The sequence below is a fragment of the Gordonia westfalica genome, from assembly GCF_900105725.1.
GTDB lineage: Bacteria > Actinomycetota > Actinomycetes > Mycobacteriales > Mycobacteriaceae > Gordonia > Gordonia westfalica.
This window is the reverse complement of sequence record NZ_FNLM01000034.1, coordinates 4,468,414-4,491,312: the sequence shown is the minus strand read 5'-3', so window position 1 is coordinate 4,491,312 and position 22,899 is coordinate 4,468,414. Positions and strand designations below refer to the sequence as shown.

The window sequence follows — 22,899 nt, the reverse complement described above, 5'->3', positions numbered from 1 at the left end:
CGCTCGGTCGTCGCTACTCGGCCGACGGGGGCTTACCGGCACCCAGTCATGGTCCGCAGGTCAATTCGACAACCGTTGCCCGAGGATCGTCGTGAGGTCACGCGCCAACGCTCGGGAGTCCGCGGTCACCAGCGCCCCGTCGCGGACGACCCAGCGCCCGCCGACCATCACGTCGCGGGGTCGTCTGCCCGGCCCCGCCCAGAGCAGCCCGTCGAGTGCGTCCGGGACGCCCGCGTCGAAGACGTCGGAGCAGGCCCAGACGCAGAGATCCGCAGCCGCACCCGGACGTAGGTGTCCGAGCTCGGGGCGGCCGAGGCCGGTGGCGGACCCCTCGGTCGCCATCGCGAGACAGTCGCGGGCCGAGACGGGGTCGCCGATCAGTCCGGAGACCTGCATCGCCAGGCGTGCGTCCGCGAGGAGATGTCCGGCGTCGTTGCTACCGCCCCCGCTCGTACCGAGCCCGACGCGCGCACCGGCGCGGGCGAGGGCGGCCACCCGGGCGACACCCCAGCCCATCGGCACATCGCATCCGGGTGCGTGGGTGGCGTGGGCGCCCGACCGCGCCACCAGATCGACCTCGTCATCGGTGATCTCGCACAGGTGCGCGACGGTGACGTCCGGGGCCAGCCAGCCCCAGTCGTCCAGCAGTTCCAGAGGGCGCCGGCCGTACCTCTGGGCGGCGATCTCGACGTCGATCTGTTCGTTGGCCTGGGTCCGTCGACGCAGGCCGAGGCGCGCGGCGACGTCGGAGAGGGCTGCGAAGGTCTCCGGCCCGTCGGCGTGGACGCCCGACGGACCGACGGCGAGTTGGGTGAGGCCGTCGGGTGACACACCGTCGGTCGCCCCGGCCAGGTGAGCGTCGTGGATGTCGACGACCGACTGCGCGGCGGCATCCGGGTCGTCTCGGGCGGTGCCGCGTACGAACACGAGTCGTCCGCCCACGCGGCGGGCCGCGCCGATGGTCGCGCCCGCCATCGCGACCGGGTCCTGATCGCGCGGCCAGGTGAGATGGTGGTCGGCGACGGTGGTCACCCCGCACAACAGGGATTCCGCGACTCCGACCGCGGCAGCGGCGGCGGCCAGCTCAGGGTCCACCTCCGCGTCGGCGTAACGCTGCGCCATCCTGGCGAGCCATTCCCGCATCGGCAGGAACCGCCCGTCCGGACGGGACCGGAAGGCGCTCTGCAGCAGGTGATGGTGGGCGTTGACGAGGCCCGGCGTGATCACGCATCCCGAGGTGTCGACGACCTCGGCATCGGGTGACGGACCCGACGCGATCACCGCACCGTCGACGGCCACCGGGCCGCGCGTCACGGTACTGCCGTCCACCATCACCGCCCAGGCGCCGGCGAGGACCGTCCGCGTCACAGTTCGAGCACCAGACGACCACTGGTACAACGTGATACACAGATCATCATCGACTCGTTCTCGGAACGTTCCTCCGGGGAGAGCACCGCGTCCCGATGGTCGACCTCGCCGCTCACCACCCCGGTCTCGCAGGTGCCGCACATCCCTTCGCGACACGACGACGGCGCCACCACCCCGGCCCCGTCGAGAGCCTCGAGGATCGTGCGGTCCTCCGGAACCGTCAGCGTCACACCGGACATCGCCAGTGAGAGCTCGAATTCCTCACTGGGGACGCGGTCCGCGATCGCAGCCGTGAATCTCTCGGTGAACGAGTCCACCGCGGGCTGCGGTGCACAGGCATCGGCAACCGCGTCGAGCATCGTGGCCGGACCGCAGGCGTACACCGCCGTCCCCCGGGGCAGTCCAGCCAGCGCCTCACCCAGATTCAGCCGGCCCGACACCCGCGATTCATGCACGGTCACGTGATCGGGGTGGGCCGCGGCGAGTTCGTCCGCGTAGGCCATCTCGGCACGCGACCGCCCGATGTAGAGCAACCGCCACGGCCGGCCCGCAGCTCGCGCCTCGTCGATCAGAGCGAGTATCGGGGTGATGCCGATCCCGCCGGCGACGAACACGTATCCGAGAGCCCGGGTGAGCGCGAAATGATTCCGCGGCACACTGATCCACGCCTCGTCGGCGACCGCGAGATCATCGTGCACCGACATCGATCCGCCCCGGCCGTCGGCTCGGCGCTCGACGACGACACGGTAGGAGCCGGCGCCGGCCGGACACAACGAGTACTGGCGGACCACACCCGACGGCGCGACGAGGTCGACATGGGAACCCGCCGACCAGGCGGGCAACGGTTCACCGGACGCGGAGCTCAGGACGAACTCGTCGACACGGTCGGCGACCGGCCTGCGGGCGGTCACCCGCACACGGACCGGTTGCGCGATCGCAGGGGATGACTGTGCAACATCATCGGAAGACAGGGGCTCGGAAGACAGGGACATGGGGGTGTGGACTCCTCGATTCGGCGAGGCCCGTCCGGCTCCCAGCCACAGGAACCACCCCTCGCCGGCGCGGCCACGCGGACCACCGCTACAGCGACGCCTGCACCACGATCAGGTGCGCGACATCAGGGCCGACGAGTCGCCACCGATGAGGAATGCCGCCAGCGTAGTAAAGGCTGTCGCCGGTCCGCAATTCGACGATGCGCCCGTCGGACAGGTCGACCTCGATCTCGCCGGAGACGACGTGCAACCACTCATCCTGCTCATGACGGTAGAAATCGCCGAATTCCCTTGTGCCCAGGGCATGCTCTTGCGGGTAGAACGCCGCGTCGCCGTTCACCAGCAGACGGGCATGCCCGGCGTCGTCTCCCGATTGCGGGAGCACGGCGCCCTGATCGGCCCGCACGATCTGCGCGCCCGGGGGCGCGTCGGTCGGAGCGTCGGCAGCCCGTCCGGGGTCGGCGGCGAGCATGAGACTCACCTGCGTCGTTCCCAGTGCGCGAGCTATCTTCTCCAGCGTCGTCATACTCGGCCGGGCGTAACCGCGTTCCAACTGCGACAGAAACGAGTGCGAGATTCCCGCCTGCGCAGCGAGATTCGCGAGAGTCGTGTCCAGCTGTTTGCGTCGCCGCCGGATCTCGGCACCCAGCGACACCTGCGCGGCATCCGGTTCCTCCAGTGCCATCCGAAGCACCTTTCACACTCGGGTGTTGGTTACACATTTGCAGCCGTGGTTAACAGCGAGGCAACAACACGTTCCTATATTCAGGGCTGTTGACGTGGTCAACAAATATCACGAACACACCGACTCCCGCCGACCCCAGCCCCGGCGGAACCACCGCTCGGCGCGACGAGGCGCCGGATTCGATCCCTGCCGCACAGCCCACGGGTGCAACGTCGCATTCGCGTCCAGAATCACCGGCCGCCAACGGAGTTCATTCATGCAGGACACGCCGCACCGACCCGTGCACGGCATCACCGCGTCGTCGACCGACGGGACGCCCACCGACGTCGAGCTGTCATCCGGTCCCGACGGGGTGGTGCGCGTGGCCTCGATCGCGCCCGTCTCCGCACGGAACACCGGCGATCACGCCGCACGATCCGGCGATCGGTGGCTCGACCTGCGCGGATTCGTCCTCACCGCGGCCGCTGCCGAACCGCACGCCCACCTGGACAAGGCCTTCTCGTGGACGGAGCTGAACCCGCCGCTCGGCGATCTCGGTGCGGCGATCACGGCCTGGCGGGCGGGGAGCGTCCGGCTCGACGAGGAATCCTTCCGCCGGCGTGCAACCCGCGCGATCACAGCCCTGCTCCGCAACGGGATCACCTCCGTCCGAACACATGTCGACGTACCCCCCGGCGCAGACCCGGTCCGGGCCACACGAGCACTCGCCGATGTCCGAGACGCCATGCGGGGCCTGGTCACGGTGCAGATCGTGGCGCTCGCGAACCCGCTCACCCCGACCGAGGTCATCGTCGAGGCGCTCGACGCCGGAGCCGACCTCGTCGGTGGAGCACCGCACATCGCCGACGACCCGCGCGCCGAGGTGACCCGGCTGGTCGATCTGGCCGAATCCCGCGGAGTCGGCATCGATCTGCACACCGACGAGTTCCTCGACGGCGACCACCACAGCATCGAGTACTTCGCCGACCGCGTCGCCGACTGGCCCGCCGATCGGCTCCGGACCGCCGGCCACTGTTGCCGGCTCGACACCATGCCCCTCGACGAACTGGAACAGGTCGCCGCCGCCCTCGCGCGAGCGTCGGTGTCGGTGATCGCCCTGCCGATCACGAATCTCTATCTCCAGGGCCGCGACGGCACCTCGAAGGGACGGCGCGGTATCACCGCCATCGACGTGCTCCGCGATCACGGCGTACTCGTGGCGGCGGGCGCCGACAACATCCGCGATCCCTTCAACCCGGTGGGACGCGCCGACCCGCTGGAGACGGCGTCACTGCTGATCACCGCCGGGCATCAAAGCCCCTACACGGCAATGTCGCTGGTCACCGACGACGCCCGCACCGCTCTGGGGCTCCCCGCTGCCGGACCCGTCGTCGGGGCACGCGCGGACTTCCTCGCCGTCCGGGGCGCCGACGTACTCGACACCATCGCGACCGCTCCCGCGGACCGGGTGGTCCTCGTCAACGGTTCGATCGTGGCCCGCACCGAAAGCACCACCTGGACCGCCACACCGGCCGAGTCACGCGCCGGCACCACCGCCCACGCCACGGCCACACCGGCTCCCTACGCCCTGGAGACGACATGACCCCATCAGTACCGACCGCCTCGGCCACACCACCAGACCTCGGTCATCCGCTCGTCGGTTTCGAACATGCCGAACTCACCTACCCCGACGGCACCCACGCCCTGAGCGACGTGAACCTGACCGTTCGCGAAGGCGAGTTCGTCAGCGTCGTCGGCCCATCCGGATGCGGTAAGTCGACCCTCCTCCGACTGTCCTCCGGTCTGGAGACGATCACCGACGGATACATGCAATGCGGTGCGGACCGGATCGGCTACGTGTTCCAGGACGCCACTCTCCTGCCCTGGCGGACGGTCGCCGACAACGTCGCCCTGCTCGGCGAACTCGACGGTGTGCCGAAGGCCGAGCGTCGGCGGCGAATCGCCGCCGCGCTGGAGACCGTGGGCCTCAACGGTTTCGAGAATCATCTGCCGCACATGCTCTCCGGCGGCATGCGCATGCGCGTATCGCTCGCCCGGTCACTCACCCTCGATCCCGACCTCTTCCTCTTCGACGAGCCGTTCGCCGCGCTCGACGAGCTGACCCGGGAACGTCTCGGGGTCGAGCTCACCGAACTGTTCGCCGTCAAACGCTTCGCCGGACTGTTCATCACGCACTCGGTCGCCGAGGCCGCCTTCCTGTCCACCCGCGTGCTCGTGATGTCCGGGCGCCCCGGCACCATCGTCGACGAGATCGAGATCCCGTTCTCCTTTCCACGCTCTCCGGACCTGCGCTTCGAACCGGAGTTCGCGTCGATCGCCGGACGCATCTCCCGCTCGCTGAGGGAGGCACACTCATGACCGTCCCCACGGGCACCACCCCCGACGCCGGGACCCCGGATTCCGTCGAGTCGGGTTCGACCACCGAGCTCACCGTCGCCGTTGCGCGCAAGGGCGGCCGCAAGCCCCGGTCGCTGCTGTCGATCGCGGCGCCACTCGTCGTGCTGGGCATCGTGATCGGCCTCTGGTATCTCGTGACCTACGCGATCCTCGACGAAGGCCGGCGGTTCCTCATGCCGGCACCGCATCGGGTGGTCATCGACGGCCTGTTCGGCAAGGCCGCGCCGTCGATGGTCGAAGCCCTCGGCCGGACGACGACGGTCGCACTCACCGGCCTCGCCATCGCAGCCGTCATCGGCATCGTGTGGGCGGTGGTGATGTCACAGTCACGGATGATGGAGTCCGCGCTGTTCCCCTATGCGGTGGTGCTGCAGTGCATCCCGATCCTGGCACTGGTTCCACTGGTCGGCTTCTGGTTCGGATTCGGTTTCAGCGCACGCGTTTTCGTGTGTGTGCTCATCGCACTGTTCCCGATCGTGTCCAACACCCTGTTCGGCCTGCGGTCGGTGGACCGGCAGATGCGCGATCTGTTCGCCCTGCATCATCCGAGCCGGATCACCGTGCTGCGCAAACTGGAGTTCCCGGCTGCGATGCCCGCCATCTTCGCCGGACTCCGAATCTCCGCCGGCTTGTCCGTCGTCGGTGCGATCGTCGGCGACTTCTTCTTCAAACAGGGAAACCCCGGCATCGGCATCCTCATCGACAACTACCGGTCGCGCCTCCAGTCCGAAGAGCTGTTCGCCTCCATCGTCCTCGCGTCGTTGCTCGGCGTCGTCGTCTTCTGGTTCTTCGGCTGGCTCGGCAACCGGATCGTGGGCCGCTGGTACCAGCGCTGACACCGGCACGCCCCGCCCTTCTCACCCACCTGTCCGTCCCCCCGACCGTAATCGGCTCTACCGAAAAGGAAGTCATGAACACACACGTCTGGCGTCGCCTGTCCAAGGCCACCGGGGTCGTGGCCGTCGCCACGGCCGTCGCCCTCACCGCGGCCTGCGGTTCCGACGACACCACCGAGGCCTCCGGCTACTCCGGTCCGATCGGTCCGGTCGACCTGAGCGCCAACTGCCCGGAGAAGGTCGTCATCCAGACCGACTGGAACCCCGAGGCCGAGCACGGACATCTCTATCAGCTACTGGGACCGGACCCGGTGATCAACGCCGGCAACAAGCGAGTGTCGGGACCGCTGTTCGACCGCGGCGAGTACACCGGCGTCGACGTCGAGATCCGTGCCGGCGGACCGGCGATCGGCTTCCAGTCCGTCACCTCGCAGATGTACTCCGACCCCGGGATCCTGCTCGGCTACGTCGACACCGACCAGGGAATCCAGAACTCCGAGTCGAATCCGACGGTGGCCGTCATGGCGCCGCTGGACATCAGCCCGCAGATGATCATGTGGGACCCGGCCACCTACCCACAGGCGAAGGGCATCGGCGATCTCAAGCCGGTCGACGCGCGCGTGCTCTACTTCGACGGTGCCACCTACATGGACTATCTGACCGGTTCCGGGGTCCTGTCGCCGGATCAGGTGGACGGCAGCTACGACGGCACCCCCGCGAACTTCGTCGCCGCGGGCGGCAAGACCGCCCAGCAGGGCTACGCGAGTTCCGAGCCGCAGCTCTACGAGGAGGAAGTCGAGGGCTGGAAGAAGCCGGTCTCGTACCAGCTCGTCCACGACGTGGGCTTCCCCACGTACAAGTCCGCAATGGCCGTCCGGGCCGGCGCACTGGAGGAGAACACCGCCTGCCTCGAGCAGCTCGTCCCGGTCCTCCAGCGCGGCGTCGTCGACTACCTCGCGTCGCCGGACACCGCCAACAAGGTCATCCTCGACGCGGTCGAGCAGTACGACACCGGGTGGGTGTACACCCAGCGCAACGCCGACTACGCCCTGGAGACCATGGCGCAGCTGAAGCTCATCGGCAACGGCCCGAACGGCACGGTCGGCGACTTCGACACCGCACGCGTGCAGCGGGTGATCGACGTGACCACACCGATCTTCGACAAGCAGGGCACCCCCGTGGTCGAGGGCATCACCCCGGACACGGTCGCGACCAACCGCTTCATCGACACCTCCGTGGGGTTGCCGTGACCTCACCGGTGATCGCGGTCGGCACCGACGACGGACGACCCGATTTCGGGCCCGGCGACGTCGACGCGCTGGCCGACGACCTCCTGTCGCTCCTCGGTCCGCGCGGGATCAGCACGCTGCCACGTGCCCTGGAACGCGCGGGCCGGGACGGATCGGGGATGAGCCCGATCCTGTCGGCCCAGGATCTCGGGACCCCGATCTGGTCTGCTATCCCCGCACGGCGGAGGTGGTGCCCGCGATCGTCCGCGCGGCGGTCGCGCGGGGCGTCCCGATCACCACCCGCGGGAAGGGCACCGGCAACTACGGCCAGGTGATCCCCCGGTTCGGCGGCCTCGTCCTGGACATGACCTCTCTCACCGGGATTCACGAGATCACCGATCAGACGATCACCGCGCAGGCCGGTGCGCGGATGATCAACCTGGAGCAGACGGCCTGGGGTTCCGGAAGCCAGCTGTGGATGTACCCGTCGACCGTGCAGTCGACGCTCGGCGGCTTCCTGGGCGGCGGGTCGGCCGGCACCGGCACCATCGTGCACGGCCGCAATCACGAGGGATTCGTCACGGCGCTCGACGTCGTGTACGGCACCGAGGACGCCGAACTGGTCCACCTCGAAGGTGAGGACGCACAACCCTTCGTGCACACATACGGGGTGGCGGGCGTCATCGTGCGCGCCGCGGTGCGGGTCGAGCCGTTGCAGGAATGGCGTTGTCTTCACGCCAGTTTCGGTTCGACCCGGGAAGCCTTCAACGCCGCGTACCGTCTGTCGTCGATCGAACCGCGGCCACGACTGCTGTCGGCGGACGGTCCGACGATCGTCGAGGCGCTGCCCGCCGACCCCGCCTTCGTGCGGGGTCGCGCGAACGTGCGCGGGATCATCGACGCGCGGGCGCTGGAAGAATCCACCGACCTGATCACGAGCGCCGGAGGTCGGGTGGAGGCTGTCCGCGAGGGCCTGGCCGAGACGATCAAGCTGTCCACGCTGTCGTACAACCATCCGACGTGGTGGCTGCAGAAGGCACAGCCGGACAGATGGTTTCACATGGAGGTCCGCGGGGACGCCCTGGTCACCCGCCTCGAGGAGGTCGAGAAGGTCTACGAAGGCGGCATGCTCCACCTCGAGGTCGGCAACGGGATGATGTTCGGGATGCTCAACGGGGTCTACCGGAATCCCCAGCAGGTCATCGACGGGGTTGCCGCCCTCGAGGAGCTCGGGGTCGGCGTCCACTCACCCCACCAGTGGTACGTCGATCTCGATGCCGAACGCGTCCAGGCACTCGCCGCCCGGACCGACCCGAAAGGTCTTCTGAATCCCGGGAGGTGGATGTGACCGCAGCGTTCGGGTCCCGCCGCTACGCCGAGCTCACCACCGCCGAGATCGACACCGCGCTCTCCCGGGACTCCATCCTCGTCCTGCCGACCGGCGCCATCGAACCGCATGGGCCGCATCTCCCGCTGGCGACCGACCTCATCGTCGCCGAAGCGGTGTCGGCCGCCGTCGTCGAACGCGGAGCCGCCGCCGGACACGACGTCTGGCTGCTCCCTGCCCTCGGCTACACCAAGTCCGACGAACACGCCGCGCTGCCGGGCACGATGTGGCTGCGACCATCCACCCTGTTCGAGACGATCGTCGACATCGGGGCCTCCATCTCCGGGACCCCGGCCCGGCGATTGCTGTTCCTCAATGCCCACGGCGGCAATTCGGCCCTGATCGAGGTGGCGGCACGTGAACTGCGCCGACGCTTCGACCTGCAGACGTTCTTCACCTCCGGCCCCGGCCGGGCCGGTCCCACCGAACGCGGACTCGGCATTCATGCGGGCTGGGCCGAGACGTCGATGATGTTGCACCTGAGACCAAATCTCGTCCAGATGGACAAGGCCGTCGCCGCGGTGGCCGACGCCGTCGCCGATTCGACTCACGTCGGGTTCACCAAGGCCGTCAAGTTCGGCTGGCTGTCCACCGATTTCGCCGAGTCGGGGGTCATCGGCGACCCCACCGGGGCAGACGCCACGATCGGAGCCGAGCTCTTCGAGGAGCGCGTCGGAGCCCTGCTGGATGCGCTCGCCGACATCGCGACCTTCGACCCCGGACGGGTGCGGCGATGATCACCAGCGGGGTGGAGTTCGGAAGTGATTGTCCACCCGAGGAATACCGCACAATCGACCCGATGTCGCTGTTGCGACGCTGGCTTCCGCCCGCCGACGCCGCACCCGCTCTCATGGCACTGTCGACACTCGGGCGCGACGGGTATCCGCGCGTACGTCACGTGCTCCTCAGCGACGCCGACGACACCGCGGTGTACTTCCACACCGACAGCCGGTCGTCGAAGGTGGCCGAGCTGACCGAACTGCCTCGCGCCGGTATCGCGGTGGCCTGGCCGCAGTCGGGACGTCAGGTGGTGGCCGACGGCACCGTGCGCCGGCCGTCGGAAGAATCTCTCCGCGAGTCGTTCTCGCGCCGCACCCGGTATCTGCAGCTACTCGCCTGGTGTAACGACCACGAGATGTCGGCGCTGTCACCCGACGAACGTCATCGTCGATGGGCGGAGTTCGACGCCGCTCATCCCGTATTGGGTCCGCCCGACACGTGGACGGGTTTCGCGATCGACATCCGCGAGATCACCTTCTGGCGCGGCGATCCGGACGGCCCGTCGCAGCGGATCCGCTTCGCCCGCAACGACACCTCATGGACATCGGAGGCCCTCCCCGGATGACGGGTACGACTTTTCACAACGCGCTGATCCTGCCGGTCTCGGGCGACAGGCCGTGGTTTCGGGGGTGGCTGACCGTGGACCCCGCCGGGCGCATCTCCGGCATCGGCGAAGGCACCCCGCCCGCGGACGCGCCGGGAGTATCGCACGACCTCGACGGGTGTTTCCTCGCACCGGGTTTCGTGTCCGGACACAGCCACATCTACACCGGCGGGATGCGCGGCGTGGCCGCCGACAGCCCGCTCTACGAATGGGTGTCCCAGAACAGTCGGATGCTTCTCGGCGCCGATGCTGAGGACCTCTACTGGATGACCCTGGCCGGCGGTCTGGACCACCTGTCGTCGGGCATCACCTCGGTGTACAACTTCACCCAGTCACGGGTGATCGCGCTGTTCGACTACGAGAAGTCGGTGCTCCGCGCCGAACGGATCCACCCCGCGGAGTTCGTCAACCGCCAGGTCGACGGGCTCGCCGCGTCGGGAATCCGGTTCGTCACCAGCGTGCGACTCGACGACGAACAACTCACCGAGGACGAGGCCTTCGGCGGCTTCGACGAGGTGATGCGGCATCTCGACACCGTCGATCCCGCGCTGAACCTGGGCGGCTCGGTCTACGGTTCCGTCCAATGGTCTTCCGCCCCGGTGACCGCGGAACGCGAACGCGCACTGATGGATCGGTATCGCATCACCAATCAGGCGCACTTCGTCGAGACCGCCGAGCAGATCGACATCCAACAGTCCAAGTTCGACTGGTACGACGCGGCCGGCGTCCTCGGTCCCGACTTCGCGTTCGGCCACTTCGTACATCCGACGGACCGGATGGTCACACGGGTGCGCGAGACCGGTTCGTCCGTGGTGTGGCAACCGATGTCCAACGGGCGGCTCGGCTCCGGCATCGCCGACATCCCCCGCCTCCTGCGGGATGCGGTCACGGTCGGGATGGGTGTCGACGACCAGTCCTGCACAGACGTGTCGGACCCGTTCGAGAACATGCGGACCGGGCTGTTCCTGCAGCGCGGGTTGCGCAGCGATGCCGCGGTGCTGTCCCCGGCGGATGTCCTCACCTTGCACACCCTCGGCTCGGCCACGGCCATCGGTGTTGCCGACCGGGTCGGTTCCCTCGAGGTCGGGAAGTTCGCGGATCTGGTCGTCGTCGATCCGCGCTCACCGCACACCGGGCCCGTCTGGGATCCGGTGGCGACCTACGTGCTCGGATGCGGACTACGAAATCTGCGCGAGGTCTTCGTCGGCGGCCGGTCGGTGTGGTCGCGCGATGCCCCGGACCCGTTCCGGGCGGAGGCCGATCTCCAACTCACCGAGCGGATGATCCGTTCTGCGGCCCGCTCGGGGATCCACCCAGCCGTTGCGCTCTGAACATTTCACAGATCGCGCGCGTTGGTGACCTAGACCACCGCCGATTGACCGTTTTGCCGAAATTGTCACAAAATTCGCCCTGATTCGCGTGACTAACGGAAGAGCGGAGGTCACGCTTGTCTACGCGCCGGAACCGGGGGCCTGTGCGAAAGTGGTACTCAGTCACTACTGTTAGTCACTAACACTTGGGGCGGCTGCGTTCGCATGTCGCCCGACCGGTCGGCACAGTCGTCGACCCCCTGCGTTCGAAAACCGAAAGGGTTCACCACGCCATGGCGTTGTATCTGTTCAAGCTCGGAAGGTTCTCCTTCCGGCACAAATGGGCCGTCATCGCGGTCTGGCTGATCGCGATGATCGCGGTCGTCTCGCTCGTCGGCGTCCTGAAGCCGAAGTTCGCCCAGGACTTCAGCCTTCCGGGCACCGACTCCGGCACCGCGACCGAGCAGGTCCAGGAATACTTCCCGCAGGTCATGAAGGAGCAGGAACGGGCTTCGACCAGCATCCTGGTCGCCGCCGACGACGGCCTGCAGAACCACACGGAACAGATCAACAAGCTGGCCGAGGATCTCCGCACGCTGCCGGACGTCATCGCCCCGGAGACCGTGGTGAACCCGCTGGTGGCCGCCGCCGTCGACCCGGCCATCGCGCCGTCGGTCCTCGGCGACAACGGTCGCGTCGGCCTGATGCAGGTCCGTCAGAACATCACGATCATGGATCTGACAACCGCGGACAAGGAACAGCTCGTCAAGATCCTCGACGAGAACCGCGGCGACGGGCTGCAGGTCGAGGCCACCGGCTCGCTCATGCAGGTGATGGAGGCAGGCGGCGCCGCCGAGCTGATCGGCTTCGCCATCGCGTTCGTGGTGATGATCGTCGCCTTCGGCGCCCTCATCGCCGCGTTCATCCCGCTCGTGACCGCCATCGTCGGTGTCGCGATCACCATCATGCTGCTCACGCTGTCGGCCGAACTCCTCTCGATCAACCAGTCGGCGACCGCCATCGTCACGATGCTCGGCATCGCCGTGTCCATCGACTACGCGCTGTTCATCGTGTCCCGCTACCGGGCCGAACTGAACCGAGGCGGTGAGCCGGCCGATGCCGCCGGCCGCGCGGTCGGAACAGCGGGGTCGGCAGTCGTGTTCGCCGGCCTGACGGTCATCATCGCGGTCGTCGCCCTCGTGGTCATCGGCATCCCGATCATCACCCAGATGGGCGCCGGCGCCGCCGTCGCAGTCCTGATCGCGGTCCTCGCCGCACTCACGCTCATCCCCGCCATCCTCGGCGCGTTCGGCCGCCACGCCTTCCGCCCGAAGATCCCGTGGATCAAGCACGCCGAGCAGACCGAGGACAGCGACACCCTGGGCGTTCGCCTCGGCCGCGCCGTCGTCAAGGCCCCGATCCCGTTCATCGTCATCGGACTCCTCGCGCTCGCGGCCGCCGCGATCCCGGCAACGAAGATGGAACTGGGCCTGTCACTGTCCACCGAGGACGAGGCACCGGCACAGGCCCTGCTGGCCAAGGGCTTCGGCGAGGGCATCAACGGCCCGCTGCTCGTCGTCCTGCATGACGACGACGCCCCGATCGCGCCCGTCGCGAACGAGGCGGTCAAGCACATCGCGTCGCTGAAGGACGTCGCCAACCCGGCGGCGATCACCTGGATCGGCAACGAGGGCGGACAGAACGGCAACACCGCGCTCATCACCGTGACGCCGCAGAGCGCGCCGTCCTCGCCGGCGACCCACACGCTGATGGAGAACATCCGCGCGTACTCGCCGACCGTCGACAAGCAGGGCGCAGAACTGCACGTCGGTGGACAGACCGCGATCATGTCGGACCTCTCGCAGAAGCTCGACGACGCGCTGATCCCCTACCTGATCGTCGTGGTCGGCCTGGCCTTCCTCATCATGATCGGCGTCTTCCGCTCCCTGTGGGTGCCGCTGATCGGCACGATCGGCTTCATCTTCTCCGTGCTCGCGACCTTCGGCATCACCGTCGCGATCTTCCAGGAGGGCTGGTTCGGGATCATCTCGCACACCCAGCCGATCATCTCGTTCCTGCCGATCTTCCTGATCGGTGTGGTGTTCGGCCTCGCGATGGACTACCAGGTGTTCCTCGTGACCCGAATGCGCGAGGAATACATACACGGCATGACCGCCAAGGAGGCCATCGTCGCGGGCTACCGCCACGGCGCCCGCGTGGTGACCTCGGCGGCGATCATCATGATCAGCGTCTTCGCCGCGTTCATGCTGTCGCCGGAGACGACGGCCAAGATGATGGGCTTCGCCCTCGCCTCGGCAGTCCTCTTCGACGCCTTCGTGATCCGCATGCTGGTGGTCCCGGCCGTCATCGCCCTCCTCGGCGACCGCGCCTGGACGCTGCCCAAGTGGCTCGACAAGCTCGTCATCAACTTCGACATCGAAGGCGAGTCGGTCCGTCACCGCGGACTCACCGATCCCGACGAGACGAAGACGCCGGTACCGGCGAGCTGATCGTGTCCGCAGCTCCATCCACCACCGATGCCCCGGGCAACAGCCCGGGGCGTCGGCCCGGGTTGCGCGAGCAGCAGAAGGCACGCACCCGCAATGCGATTCGCGAAGCAGCCCTGCGTCTCATCTCCGAACAGGGCTACGCGAAGACGACCGTCGAGCAGATCGCCGAGACTGCCGGCGTCTCCCACATGACCTTCTTCCGGTACTTCCCCACCAAAGAGCAGGTGGTGGTCGGCGGGGAGTATTTCGAGACCGAGTCCCGCGCCATCGTGGAGTCGATGCCACCCGGGCTCAACCACTTCGACCTCATCCGCCGGCTCTTCACCGAGCTCAACCGCCTCACCGCCGACGACCCGTGGGTCGGCAATCCCCTGAGGATGCAGCTGATCCGGTCGGAACCGTTGCTGCAGAAAACCTTTCAGGCCGAGTCCGAGCGGATGATGGCGGGGATGCGGCAACTCATCGCCGACTACCTCGGCCGCGACGCCGACGACTTCGCCCTCGGCGTGTTCCTCGACGCGGTGGCGGGCGTGACCTTCCGCCTGGCGACCGAGACCGAGGACAGCCACCTGCAGCCGCAGATCGAGACCACCCTGCACGCCATCGATCTCCTGGAGCAGGGCCTGCCGCTCGACTGAGCGCCAACGCTGAAATCCGCCCCTGGAGAACGCCCTTCACAGCGGCACCGATGACATGGTGTCGCCGGCTGCCCTCCGGAGGGTGCATCACAGGGGCGCATTTCAGGAACGGGTTTCCGAATGTCGCAGTGCGCCGGTGTCACCCGGCCTACCATGAGCTGATCCGTGCAGGAGGGATCAGCCATGCAGCTCACTCGACGCCTCCACATCCGGCTTGCGCCACGCGCTCTCGCGGTCTCCGCACTGACGCTGGCCCTCGCCGCGACATCGCTGATCGCGGCCTCACCGCCGACGGCCCGAGGATTCGCCGAGGACATCTGCTACACGCCCGGCGCACCGCCCCACAGTTGCGGCCCCCTGCCCGTCATCTGCCCACCGGACAACCCGAACGATCCGCTCTGCGGGGCGCGCGCATTCCTCCGGTACGCCTACACACTTCGTCAGCCGCTCGGCGGACGCAGCCTGGTGCACACCGACTCCACCTACATCATCGCGCGCAAGGTCGGATTCTCCGTGCAGGACGCCTATTGGATCGCCGCCTACAGCGAGGCGACCGACCTGGGCACCTTCGTTCCCCGGGACATGCGCGGCAACCCCTTCCGGAACGCGAAAGCACTGACCACCAAGGACATCGGCGGCCTCGTCCGCACCCACTTCGCGACCGGCGGTTTCCTGTTCCACTTCCTGCCGACGATGCGCGGACCCCGCTCGCCCATGCCGAACGGGTTGCGGCCCGACGTGAACGATCCGCGGCACGAGGTGATGCTCACCCACATCCGCAAATGGGCGATGGACGGCCCGGGCAGCGCCGCACCGCTGTGTACCGGCGGATTCACGAACCGCACCGCCGCCGGTGACTACGCCACCGGCGCAACGTGTTACGGCGACAAGCAGCCCGTCCCGATCAACGGCCAGTACAGCCTCGTCGACCCGATCGACCTCCCCTTCCAGAACATGACCGGGCGTCAGATCATCTCCGGCAACGTGACGTCGGACCGCTTCGACCCCTACATCGGAAGCCAATCCGCCAACGCTCGCACCGGCATCTACATCCACGCACTCGGCGACCGAATCTCGCATCACGTGTGCACCGACGAGGGCCGTATCACGCCCCCGACGCCGCGCAACCGGGCCTTCGACATCGACCTGCTCGTCCCGGGCTGCGACCAGGGCCCGCACGCAGTGCGCCATGAGTTCGAGACCGGGGTGCACTTCGACGAGCTCGCGCCTCAGGACCGCACCACTGCGGCAACACTGTCGATGGTCTACGACGAGCTGGTGAACTTCGCGCGCCTGCGCGGCACCCTGAACCCGGCCGCGACCACCCCGGCCGCGAAGGCCGCAGTCGTCACCAACGGACTCCTGCCCGCCCTCCAGCGCCGCAACCCCGATACCCGCCTCCGTGCCGTGACCTCCGTCGGCTGCCGCCTCGGCGTGCCGGCGTTCCCCGGCAGCCCGGCCTGCTGACGGACGCGGCCGTTCGTCCGGCGAAAGAACATCTACGATCGTGAGGTGATCTCGGACAGCGACGACCGGCCCCGCACGACTCCCGCACGTCGGCCACGGCGGCGCGCCCTCGCCCGGCTGATCACACCGGTGATCGCGACCGCTGCCGCCGTCGCCGCCACCGCCGCGCTCGTCGCGCCCACACAGGCGGCCCCGGCCAAGCCGACGCCGTCACCGTTCCCGATCGGCGACCTCGTGCGGCTCTACCCGTCGGATGTCTCCTCGTTCCCGGGCGGCATCTATCTGCAGCCGATCGAGACCTTCAGCGCGCTCCGCCGGGATCACCCGGAGATCATCGCGCAGAACCTCGACAAGGTCGTGGCGATCAACCAGGCCGCGGCCGGCGATCCCGCCCTGCAGCGGCGCGCACTCGCCGACGCCCACGACGATCCTCTGGTGACGATGTCCGACGCGTTCGGGCAGCAGCTCGGAGGTCACTTCCGCAACGCGCTCGCCGCAGGCCGGCTGCCCAAGACCAAGGCGATCTTCAGCGACTACCTGGCGCGCGGCGGCGGCCTCGCCAACACGACGCTGGTCGAGAAGTACGTGTTCGACAACGACCGCCCGTTCATCGTCGCCCCCACCCGTATCCGGCAGTACACGCGCGCCGGCGCAAGCGAGTACGACGCACTCGGGACCAACCCGTCGTTCCCGTCCGGACACGCGGGCATGTTCTTCTGGCGCGGCACCCTGCTCGCGATGATGCTTCCCGAGTTCGCCCCGCAGTTCCTCACCCGCGCATCCGAGGGCGGGTACCACCGCGTCGTACTCGGCGTGCACTACCCGCTCGACGTGATCGGTGGGGCAATGGTCGGCCAGGCCTCGGCCGCCGACCGGTGGAACGACCCGGACTTCAAGAGACTGCTCCGCGCCTCCGCGGCAGAGATCCGAGCCGAGCTCGAATGGCGTTGTGGCGCTGCACTGTCCACTTGCATCGAGAACGACACCCCGTATCTGACCGACGCCGAGGCGCAGCGCATCTACACCGATCGCCTCACCTACGGCTTCGGGCGCGTCGCCTCACCCGCTCATCGGATGGTGGTCTCGCAGCAGGCCGTCGACATGATCGCGCCGGCCTTCCCGTCGCTGTCCGACGCGCAACGGCGTCAGATCCTCGTCGCGACCGCGCATCCCGCCGGGTACCCGCTCGACGACCAGCGTCCGGGCCGCGCCTCCTGGCAGCGCCTCGACCTCGTGCGGGCTTACACCGCCCGGGTGACCGTCGACCACGACGGCGACGTCACCGTTCACTGATGACCCGGACGACTTTTCCTTACTGAATCGTTTGTCCAACTGCGCGTTGCGAACTCATCGCACGCGCCATCTCGGCGCGCCTTTTGGTCCAGTGTGTGTCCAGTTTCCCTGAACAGCTTGACACCAGCGTAAGGATACGGCTAATTTTCGGGTGGTCCACGTCACATCCGACGGGGACTCACCGCCCGTGACCAGGGCGGACGGTGCCGAATCTCGGACCCAGTCCGACGACTGGGTTAACGAACTCAATCACCTTCAAGCCCCGCCGGGGCGATGCGGTCATGCCCTCTCCTCAGGGCTGCTTCGTCGTGCCCGGAGATCATCGCCGAAAGGCAGTCGAAACATGCGTTTGTCGAACTCTCGAAGAGCCGGACGGTTGGCGGCGGTCGCCGTTGCCGCGGCGTGCATCTTCTCCGTCGTGTCGTGTAGCAGCGACGACGGCGGATCGGACGGCTCCGCCGCGGATTCCAGCGGCACCAAGGCCTCCGGCGAAGCGATCAAGGTGGGGTTGTTCAACCCCTCCAAGGGTCCGGCCACCCAGCCCGGCGTCACCACCGGCAAGCAGGCGGCCGTGGACTACATCAACAACCAGATCGGCGGCCTCAACGGCCGGCCCATCGAGATCATCGACTGCGGCATCGACCAGACCGCACCCGAGTCGACGGTGTCGTGCGCCAACCAGTTCGTCGAGGCCGGCGTCGTCGCCGCGATCGATGGATTCAACGCCGAATCCGCTGCCGCCGTGCCGATTCTGACCGCCGCGAAGATCCCGCTGGTCGGCCAGATCCCGTTCAGCACCATCACCGGCGCCTCCGCGGACAACCGCGTGTACTTCGGACCGCCGCCGGCCGCGTTCCTCGTCGGCTTCATGCAGCAGCTCAAGGCCGACGGCAAGAACTCCCTCACGCTCGCGAATGCCGATCTGCCCCAGGCACATCAGGTCTTCGACGGCCTCATGAAGCCGCTCGGCGCACAGCTCGGCATCGAGGTCAAGTCGGTCTACTACCCGCCGGCCGGACCCAACTTCACCCAGCTGGCGACCCAGCTCGCCGAGGGCAACCCCGCCGCAGCCGGACTCATGACCGCGCCGAACGACAACGTCTGCACCAAGCTGGCGCAGTCGCTGCGCTCGGTGAAGTACGAGGGCACCATCTTCCTCGCCGCCTGCACCGACTTCATCGACACCCTCGGCCAGCAGGCCGTCGGCGCCCAGACGTACTCGCCGTTCTGGCAGACGCCGGCACTCGACGTCACCCCGGCCGAGGTCAAGGGCAACCTCGAGACCGCACAGAAGTTCATCGACGATCAGAGCGGCACCGCCGGCTTCTACGCCTACGGCACCTTCTCGATCCTCGCCGACTTCGCGACCACCGTCGGCAACGCGAAGCTCACCGAGTACACCGGGCCGAACGTCCTCAGCACGCTGAAGGCGGTCAAGGACTACCAGTCCTTCATCGGACCGAAGCTCAACTGCGGTAAGCCGACCAGCCCGAACTGCACCACCGAGATGCTGCTGTTCAACGTCGTCGGTGACAAGAAGACCGAACCCGCCACCGGCGGATTCATCACCCCGCTCCCGGCTGCGCTCGCGCTCATCCCGGGCGCCGCGTAAGCGGATCGTCGACCGGTGGGATGGGCTCCCCTCGGGGCCCATCCCACCCGATCCGCTCTCCTCATCTGATCCTCTCGATCCGACCGCCGGGTGGGACACCCACCCGTCCGCGCAATCCGTCCGCGTGAGATGTCCACGCGCCGAACGAATGAGTACGCCACATGGGCCAGTTTCTCCAGTTCGCCTTCCTCGGGCTAGCCGCCGGTGCCATCTATTCGGTACTCGCGTCGTCGCTGGTGGGCATCTACGCCGCCACCGGCATCATCAACTTCGCGCAGGGCGCCATCGGCCTCTACTCGGTCTACGTCGTCGCGGCGTTGCGCACCGACGGCAATCTCGTACTTCCCATCGGCACACTGAGTCTCGGCAGTGAGGACAACCCGACGTCGATGGAGCTCGCGCTCCTCCTCGGTGTCGTCAGTGCGGTGATCTGGGCCCTGTTGGCACACGTCCTCGTCTTCCGCCCCCTGCGGCAGGCACCCGTCCTCGCCCAGGTCGTCGCGTCGGTCGGTCTCATGCTGTTCCTGCAGGCGCTCGTCCAGCTGCGCTTCGACACGGAAAACCTCTTCGCCCAATCGATCCTGCCGGAGAGCACCGTCGAGATCGCCGGTGCGGTCGTCAACGTCTCCGACCTGATCCTCGCGGGTGTCGCCATCGCGGTGTCCCTGCTGCTGTGGGCCTACTTCCGGCTCACCACCCTCGGTGTCGCGACCCGCGCCGGTTCGGAAGACGAACTGGCCGCCCGACTGTCCGGCTACTCCCCCGACCGCCTCGCCGCGGTGGTCTGGGTGATCACCGGCGCGGCGACCGGCCTCATCGTCATCCTGGCCTCGTTCACCATCGGCCTGACGGTCACCAGCTACACCTTCTTCGTCATCCCCGCACTCGCGGTCGCCCTCGTCGGCCGGTTGACATCCTTCGGAATCGCCTGTGCTGCAGGTCTTGTACTGGGCGCCTTCCAGTCGGTCATCTCGTGGCTCGCCACCAAGACCTGGTGGCCGGAGTGGGCGCAGTCCGGACTCGGCGAGGCCGTGCCGTTCGTCATCGTCGTCGTGGCGCTGTTCCTCCTCGGCGGCCGCATCCCGTCGCGCGGATCGCTCGGCGAGGTACGCATGCCCGCGGTGCGCATCCCGCGCATCCGGATCATCCCGGCCGTGGCGATCATCGCGGTGGTCGTCGTCGCGATCCTGCTCACCTCCGGCACCTGGCGTTTCGGCGTGGTCACCTCGGTGATCCTCTCGCTCATCGCACTCTCGCTGGTTCTGCTGACCGGTTACCTCGGCCAGATCTCGCTGGCGTCCATGGCCTTTGCCGGTGCCGCCGGATTCGCGCTCTCCAAGCTGACGACCAATTGGAGTGTGCCGTTCCCGTTCAGCATGCTGTTCGCGGCACTCATCGCGACCGGTCTCGGCGTGTTGGTCGGGGTCCCGGCCCTCCGCATCCGCGGCGCTCAGCTCGCCGTGGTGACCCTCGCCGCGGCGCTGGCGATCCAGAGTTTCGTGTTCAACAACCCCGCCATCACGGCGTTCGAGGGCAACATGATCGCCGACCCGACGATCTTCGGCATCGACCTCGGGGTGCGCGACGGCACCAACCTCGTCACGCTGCGTTTCGCACTGATGGTCCTCGTCGTCGTCGCGATCGCCACCCTCATCGTCCTGAGGTTCATGAGCGGCTCCACCGGCCGGGCCTTCCTCGCGGTCCGCTCCAACGAACGCGCGGCGGCCTCGGTCGGAATCAACGTCGCCGCAACCAAACTCCTGGGCTTCGCACTCTCGGCCTTCCTGGCCGGCATCGGTGGCTGCCTGATCGGATACAGCCGCGGCCAGCTCTCGGCCGGATCGTTCACGGTCATGATCGGCCTGACGCTGCTCGCGATGACCTACGTCGGCGGCATCACCTCGTTCGCCGGTGCCGTCATCGCCGGCATCATCGGCCCGCTCGGCGTCGGCTACGTGTTCCTCAACCAGACCCTCAGTCTCGGTGAGTACTACGAACTCATCGCCGCCGGCAGCCTGCTGCTGATGGCCGTGCTCAACCCCGTCGGCGTGGCCGGCGCGATGTCGGAACTGGGCGAGAAGATCAAATCCCTGAGACACCGAGAGTCATCTCCGAAACCCGAGGCGCCCGGCGCGGCGCAGAGCACACAGGCAGGTGCCCATGTCTGAGTCGACCACACCCGAACCGACCGCGGCCGGGACAGCAGTGCTGGGACAGACCGCGCTGCTCCAGACCGGCGGGCTCTCCGTCCGATACGGCGGCGTCAGCGCCAACTCCGACGTCGACATCGCGGTCGGCGCCGGCGAGATCGTCGGACTCATCGGCCCCAACGGCGCGGGCAAGACCACCTTCGTCGACGCCGTCACCGGGTTCACCAAGGCCACCGGCACGGTCACGCTGGCCGGGGAGCGGCTGGAGAAGGCCTCGCCGCACCGTCGACGCCGCGCCGGTATGGCACGAACCTGGCAGGCCGGCGAGCTGTTCACCGACCTCACGGTCGCGCAGAATCTGGCTGTCGCCGTTCAGCCGGTCGGCCTGCGGGCGTTGCTGTCCGATGTCATCAACGGTTCGCGCCCGCCCGCCGAGACCATCGAACGCGCACTCGATCTGGTCGGTCTGCGCGACGCCGCCGACCAGTTCCCCGGGGAACTGACCCTGGGACAACAGAAACTGGTGGGCGTCGCCCGCGCACTGGTCGGCGGGACACGACTCGTCCTCCTCGACGAGCCGGCCGCCGGCCTCGACACCCACGAGAGCCGCGACTTCGGTGCCGAACTGCGCCGCATCGCGGCCACCGGTATCGGCATCCTCCTCATCGACCACGACATGTCGCTGGTTCTCGACGTCTGTGACCGGCTCTACGTCCTCGACTTCGGCAAGGTCATCGCGAGCGGCTCGCCCGCCGCCATCCAGGACGACCCGGCGGTGATCTCGGCGTATCTGGGCAGCCCCGAGGTGGACCCGGATGCCGGCACCGAATCCTCCACACCCGACGCGCCCGAGGAGACCCGATGAGCACGCAATCCGACGCCGCGTCCGCGGTGGGCCCGGTCCTCGAACTCGACGACATCACCGTCGGTTACGGCGGCGTGCCGGCGGTGCGCGGCCTGAGTGCCGCTGTCCGCCCCGGGGAGATCCTCGCGCTGCTCGGACCCAACGGTGCCGGCAAGACGACGACCCTGCTCGCCTCCGTCGGTGCCCTGCCACTGATGTCGGGCACCGTGACCGCGCTCGGCGAACCGATCGACCACCACGTCGAACGCAATGCCCGACGCGGCGTGACCCTGGTCCCCGACACCCGCGGCCTGTTCCACAAGTTGTCCGTCTCGGACAACCTGCGGCTCGCCAAGCGCAAGTACGGCACCGACCTCGACACCGTCTTCGGGTACTTCCCGAAGCTGAAGACCATGCGGTCGCGGCAGTGCGGCAACCTCTCCGGCGGCGAACAGCAGATGCTCGCCCTCGCCAAGGCTCTGCTCGCGCGTCCGCGCGTCCTGCTCATCGACGAGATGAGTCTGGGTCTGTCACCGGTGGCCGTGCAGGATCTGCTGCCGCGGCTCCGGTCGTTCGCCGACGAACACCAGATGGCGGTGGTCCTCGTCGAACAGCACATCGATCTCGCGCTCGGCATCGCGGACTCGGCCGTCGTCCTGCATCACGGCCGGGTCGCCCTGTCGGCGAGCGCCGCCGAGCTGCGCAGCCGGCGGGACATGGTGGAGGCCGCATACTTCGGCCGCACCATCTCCGACCAGGCCTCCTGAGACCGGTCACGACGACAGACACCACTACGA

Annotated in this window: 18 protein-coding genes and 1 pseudogene; 16 read left to right on the top strand and 3 right to left on the bottom strand. The window is 68.1% G+C overall.

From position 1 onward, the window contains the following. Positions 1–60: 60 nt before the first annotated feature. The 3 genes from BLU62_RS26035 to BLU62_RS26025 form a co-directional block, all read right to left on the bottom strand. On the bottom strand, positions 61–1,368 hold the full coding sequence (locus tag BLU62_RS26035; RefSeq protein ID WP_244278328.1) for an amidohydrolase family protein: 1,308 nt from the start codon (positions 1,366–1,368) through the stop codon (positions 61–63). Further along, a complete protein-coding gene (locus tag BLU62_RS26030) occupies positions 1,365–2,360 on the bottom strand; it encodes a PDR/VanB family oxidoreductase (protein ID WP_084811892.1) in 996 nt (331 codons plus the stop codon). Before BLU62_RS26030 ends, BLU62_RS26035 begins: the two co-directional genes overlap by 4 nt. An 88-nt stretch (positions 2,361–2,448) precedes the next feature. Continuing rightward, positions 2,449–3,045: a helix-turn-helix domain-containing protein gene (locus BLU62_RS26025; protein WP_074852689.1), complete on the bottom strand. Its 597-nt coding sequence runs from the start codon at positions 3,043–3,045 to the stop codon at positions 2,449–2,451. 256 nt (positions 3,046–3,301) lie between these two features. On the opposite strand from BLU62_RS26025, the gene BLU62_RS26020 reads away from it, so the two are divergent. The 16 genes and pseudogenes from BLU62_RS26020 (at position 3,302) to BLU62_RS25945 (ending at position 22,869) form a co-directional block, all read left to right on the top strand. Beyond that, positions 3,302–4,627, top strand: coding sequence for an amidohydrolase family protein (locus BLU62_RS26020; protein WP_074852688.1), 1,326 nt, complete (start codon positions 3,302–3,304; stop codon positions 4,625–4,627). Beyond that, a complete protein-coding gene (locus BLU62_RS26015; RefSeq protein ID WP_074852687.1) occupies positions 4,624–5,403 on the top strand; it encodes an ABC transporter ATP-binding protein in 780 nt (259 codons plus the stop codon). The genes BLU62_RS26020 and BLU62_RS26015 overlap by 4 nt, the downstream gene beginning before the upstream one ends. Continuing rightward, positions 5,400–6,278: an ABC transporter permease gene (locus tag BLU62_RS26010; RefSeq protein WP_074852686.1), complete on the top strand. Its 879-nt coding sequence runs from the start codon at positions 5,400–5,402 to the stop codon at positions 6,276–6,278. Before BLU62_RS26015 ends, BLU62_RS26010 begins: the two co-directional genes overlap by 4 nt. Before the next feature lie 74 nt (positions 6,279–6,352). After that, positions 6,353–7,528: a substrate-binding domain-containing protein gene (locus BLU62_RS26005; protein ID WP_074852685.1), complete on the top strand. Its 1,176-nt coding sequence runs from the start codon at positions 6,353–6,355 to the stop codon at positions 7,526–7,528. Beyond that, a pseudogene (locus BLU62_RS26000) lies at positions 7,525–8,855 on the top strand (FAD-binding oxidoreductase). The gene BLU62_RS26005 and the pseudogene BLU62_RS26000 overlap by 4 nt, the downstream one beginning before the upstream one ends. Next, on the top strand, positions 8,852–9,631 hold the full coding sequence (locus BLU62_RS25995; RefSeq protein WP_074852684.1) for a creatininase family protein: 780 nt from the start codon (positions 8,852–8,854) through the stop codon (positions 9,629–9,631). Before BLU62_RS26000 ends, BLU62_RS25995 begins: the two are co-directional and overlap by 4 nt. Before the next feature lie 62 nt (positions 9,632–9,693). Continuing rightward, the gene (locus tag BLU62_RS25990) at positions 9,694–10,239 is read left to right on the top strand and encodes a pyridoxamine 5'-phosphate oxidase family protein (protein WP_342028653.1); all 546 of its coding nucleotides are present in this window, start codon (positions 9,694–9,696) and stop codon (positions 10,237–10,239) included. Then, entirely contained in the window at positions 10,236–11,609 is a 1,374-nt protein-coding gene (locus tag BLU62_RS25985) for an amidohydrolase family protein (RefSeq protein WP_074852682.1), read from the top strand. The genes BLU62_RS25990 and BLU62_RS25985 overlap by 4 nt, the downstream gene beginning before the upstream one ends. Before the next feature lie 272 nt (positions 11,610–11,881). Next, the gene (locus BLU62_RS25980) at positions 11,882–14,098 is read left to right on the top strand and encodes an MMPL family transporter (protein WP_074852681.1); all 2,217 of its coding nucleotides are present in this window, start codon (positions 11,882–11,884) and stop codon (positions 14,096–14,098) included. A gap of 2 nt (positions 14,099–14,100) precedes the next feature. Next, positions 14,101–14,736, top strand: coding sequence for a TetR family transcriptional regulator (locus BLU62_RS25975; RefSeq protein WP_074852680.1), 636 nt, complete (start codon positions 14,101–14,103; stop codon positions 14,734–14,736). A gap of 183 nt (positions 14,737–14,919) precedes the next feature. Beyond that, positions 14,920–16,203, top strand: a complete 1,284-nt coding sequence (locus BLU62_RS25970; RefSeq protein WP_084811891.1) for a hypothetical protein — start codon at positions 14,920–14,922, stop codon at positions 16,201–16,203. A 129-nt stretch (positions 16,204–16,332) separates the two neighbouring features. Next, on the top strand, positions 16,333–17,496 hold the full coding sequence (locus BLU62_RS25965; RefSeq protein ID WP_074853315.1) for a phosphatase PAP2 family protein: 1,164 nt from the start codon (positions 16,333–16,335) through the stop codon (positions 17,494–17,496). A 343-nt stretch (positions 17,497–17,839) separates the two neighbouring features. Next, positions 17,840–19,108, top strand: coding sequence for an ABC transporter substrate-binding protein (locus BLU62_RS25960; protein WP_084811890.1), 1,269 nt, complete (start codon positions 17,840–17,842; stop codon positions 19,106–19,108). Between the two features lie 161 nt (positions 19,109–19,269). Continuing rightward, on the top strand, positions 19,270–21,276 hold the full coding sequence (locus BLU62_RS25955) for an ABC transporter permease (protein WP_074852678.1): 2,007 nt from the start codon (positions 19,270–19,272) through the stop codon (positions 21,274–21,276). Then, positions 21,269–22,123 (top strand): ABC transporter ATP-binding protein, encoded by an 855-nt coding sequence (locus BLU62_RS25950; protein ID WP_074853313.1) that lies wholly within the window; start codon positions 21,269–21,271, stop codon positions 22,121–22,123. Before BLU62_RS25955 ends, BLU62_RS25950 begins: the two co-directional genes overlap by 8 nt. Beyond that, positions 22,120–22,869: an ABC transporter ATP-binding protein gene (locus tag BLU62_RS25945; RefSeq protein ID WP_074852677.1), complete on the top strand. Its 750-nt coding sequence runs from the start codon at positions 22,120–22,122 to the stop codon at positions 22,867–22,869. The genes BLU62_RS25950 and BLU62_RS25945 overlap by 4 nt, the downstream gene beginning before the upstream one ends. Positions 22,870–22,899 lie beyond the last annotated feature (30 nt).

What these genes read in the sequence shown, in the direction of transcription:
- BLU62_RS26030 (WP_084811892.1), bottom strand. Translation starts at nt 2,360, where the DNA reads ATGTCCCTGTCTTCCGAGCCCCTGTCTTCCGATGATGTTGCACAGTCA.
- BLU62_RS26025 (WP_074852689.1), bottom strand. Translation starts at nt 3,045, where the DNA reads ATGGCACTGGAGGAACCGGATGCCGCGCAGGTGTCGCTGGGTGCCGAG.
- BLU62_RS26020 (WP_074852688.1), top strand. Translation starts at nt 3,302, where the DNA reads ATGCAGGACACGCCGCACCGACCCGTGCACGGCATCACCGCGTCGTCG.
- BLU62_RS26015 (WP_074852687.1), top strand. Translation starts at nt 4,624, where the DNA reads ATGACCCCATCAGTACCGACCGCCTCGGCCACACCACCAGACCTCGGT.
- BLU62_RS26010 (WP_074852686.1), top strand. Translation starts at nt 5,400, where the DNA reads ATGACCGTCCCCACGGGCACCACCCCCGACGCCGGGACCCCGGATTCC.
- BLU62_RS26005 (WP_074852685.1), top strand. Translation starts at nt 6,353, where the DNA reads ATGAACACACACGTCTGGCGTCGCCTGTCCAAGGCCACCGGGGTCGTG.
- BLU62_RS25990 (WP_342028653.1), top strand. Translation starts at nt 9,694, where the DNA reads ATGTCGCTGTTGCGACGCTGGCTTCCGCCCGCCGACGCCGCACCCGCT.
- BLU62_RS25985 (WP_074852682.1), top strand. Translation starts at nt 10,236, where the DNA reads ATGACGGGTACGACTTTTCACAACGCGCTGATCCTGCCGGTCTCGGGC.
- BLU62_RS25980 (WP_074852681.1), top strand. Translation starts at nt 11,882, where the DNA reads ATGGCGTTGTATCTGTTCAAGCTCGGAAGGTTCTCCTTCCGGCACAAA.
- BLU62_RS25970 (WP_084811891.1), top strand. Translation starts at nt 14,920, where the DNA reads ATGCAGCTCACTCGACGCCTCCACATCCGGCTTGCGCCACGCGCTCTC.
- BLU62_RS25960 (WP_084811890.1), top strand. Translation starts at nt 17,840, where the DNA reads ATGCGTTTGTCGAACTCTCGAAGAGCCGGACGGTTGGCGGCGGTCGCC.
- BLU62_RS25955 (WP_074852678.1), top strand. Translation starts at nt 19,270, where the DNA reads ATGGGCCAGTTTCTCCAGTTCGCCTTCCTCGGGCTAGCCGCCGGTGCC.
- BLU62_RS25950 (WP_074853313.1), top strand. Translation starts at nt 21,269, where the DNA reads ATGTCTGAGTCGACCACACCCGAACCGACCGCGGCCGGGACAGCAGTG.
- BLU62_RS25945 (WP_074852677.1), top strand. Translation starts at nt 22,120, where the DNA reads ATGAGCACGCAATCCGACGCCGCGTCCGCGGTGGGCCCGGTCCTCGAA.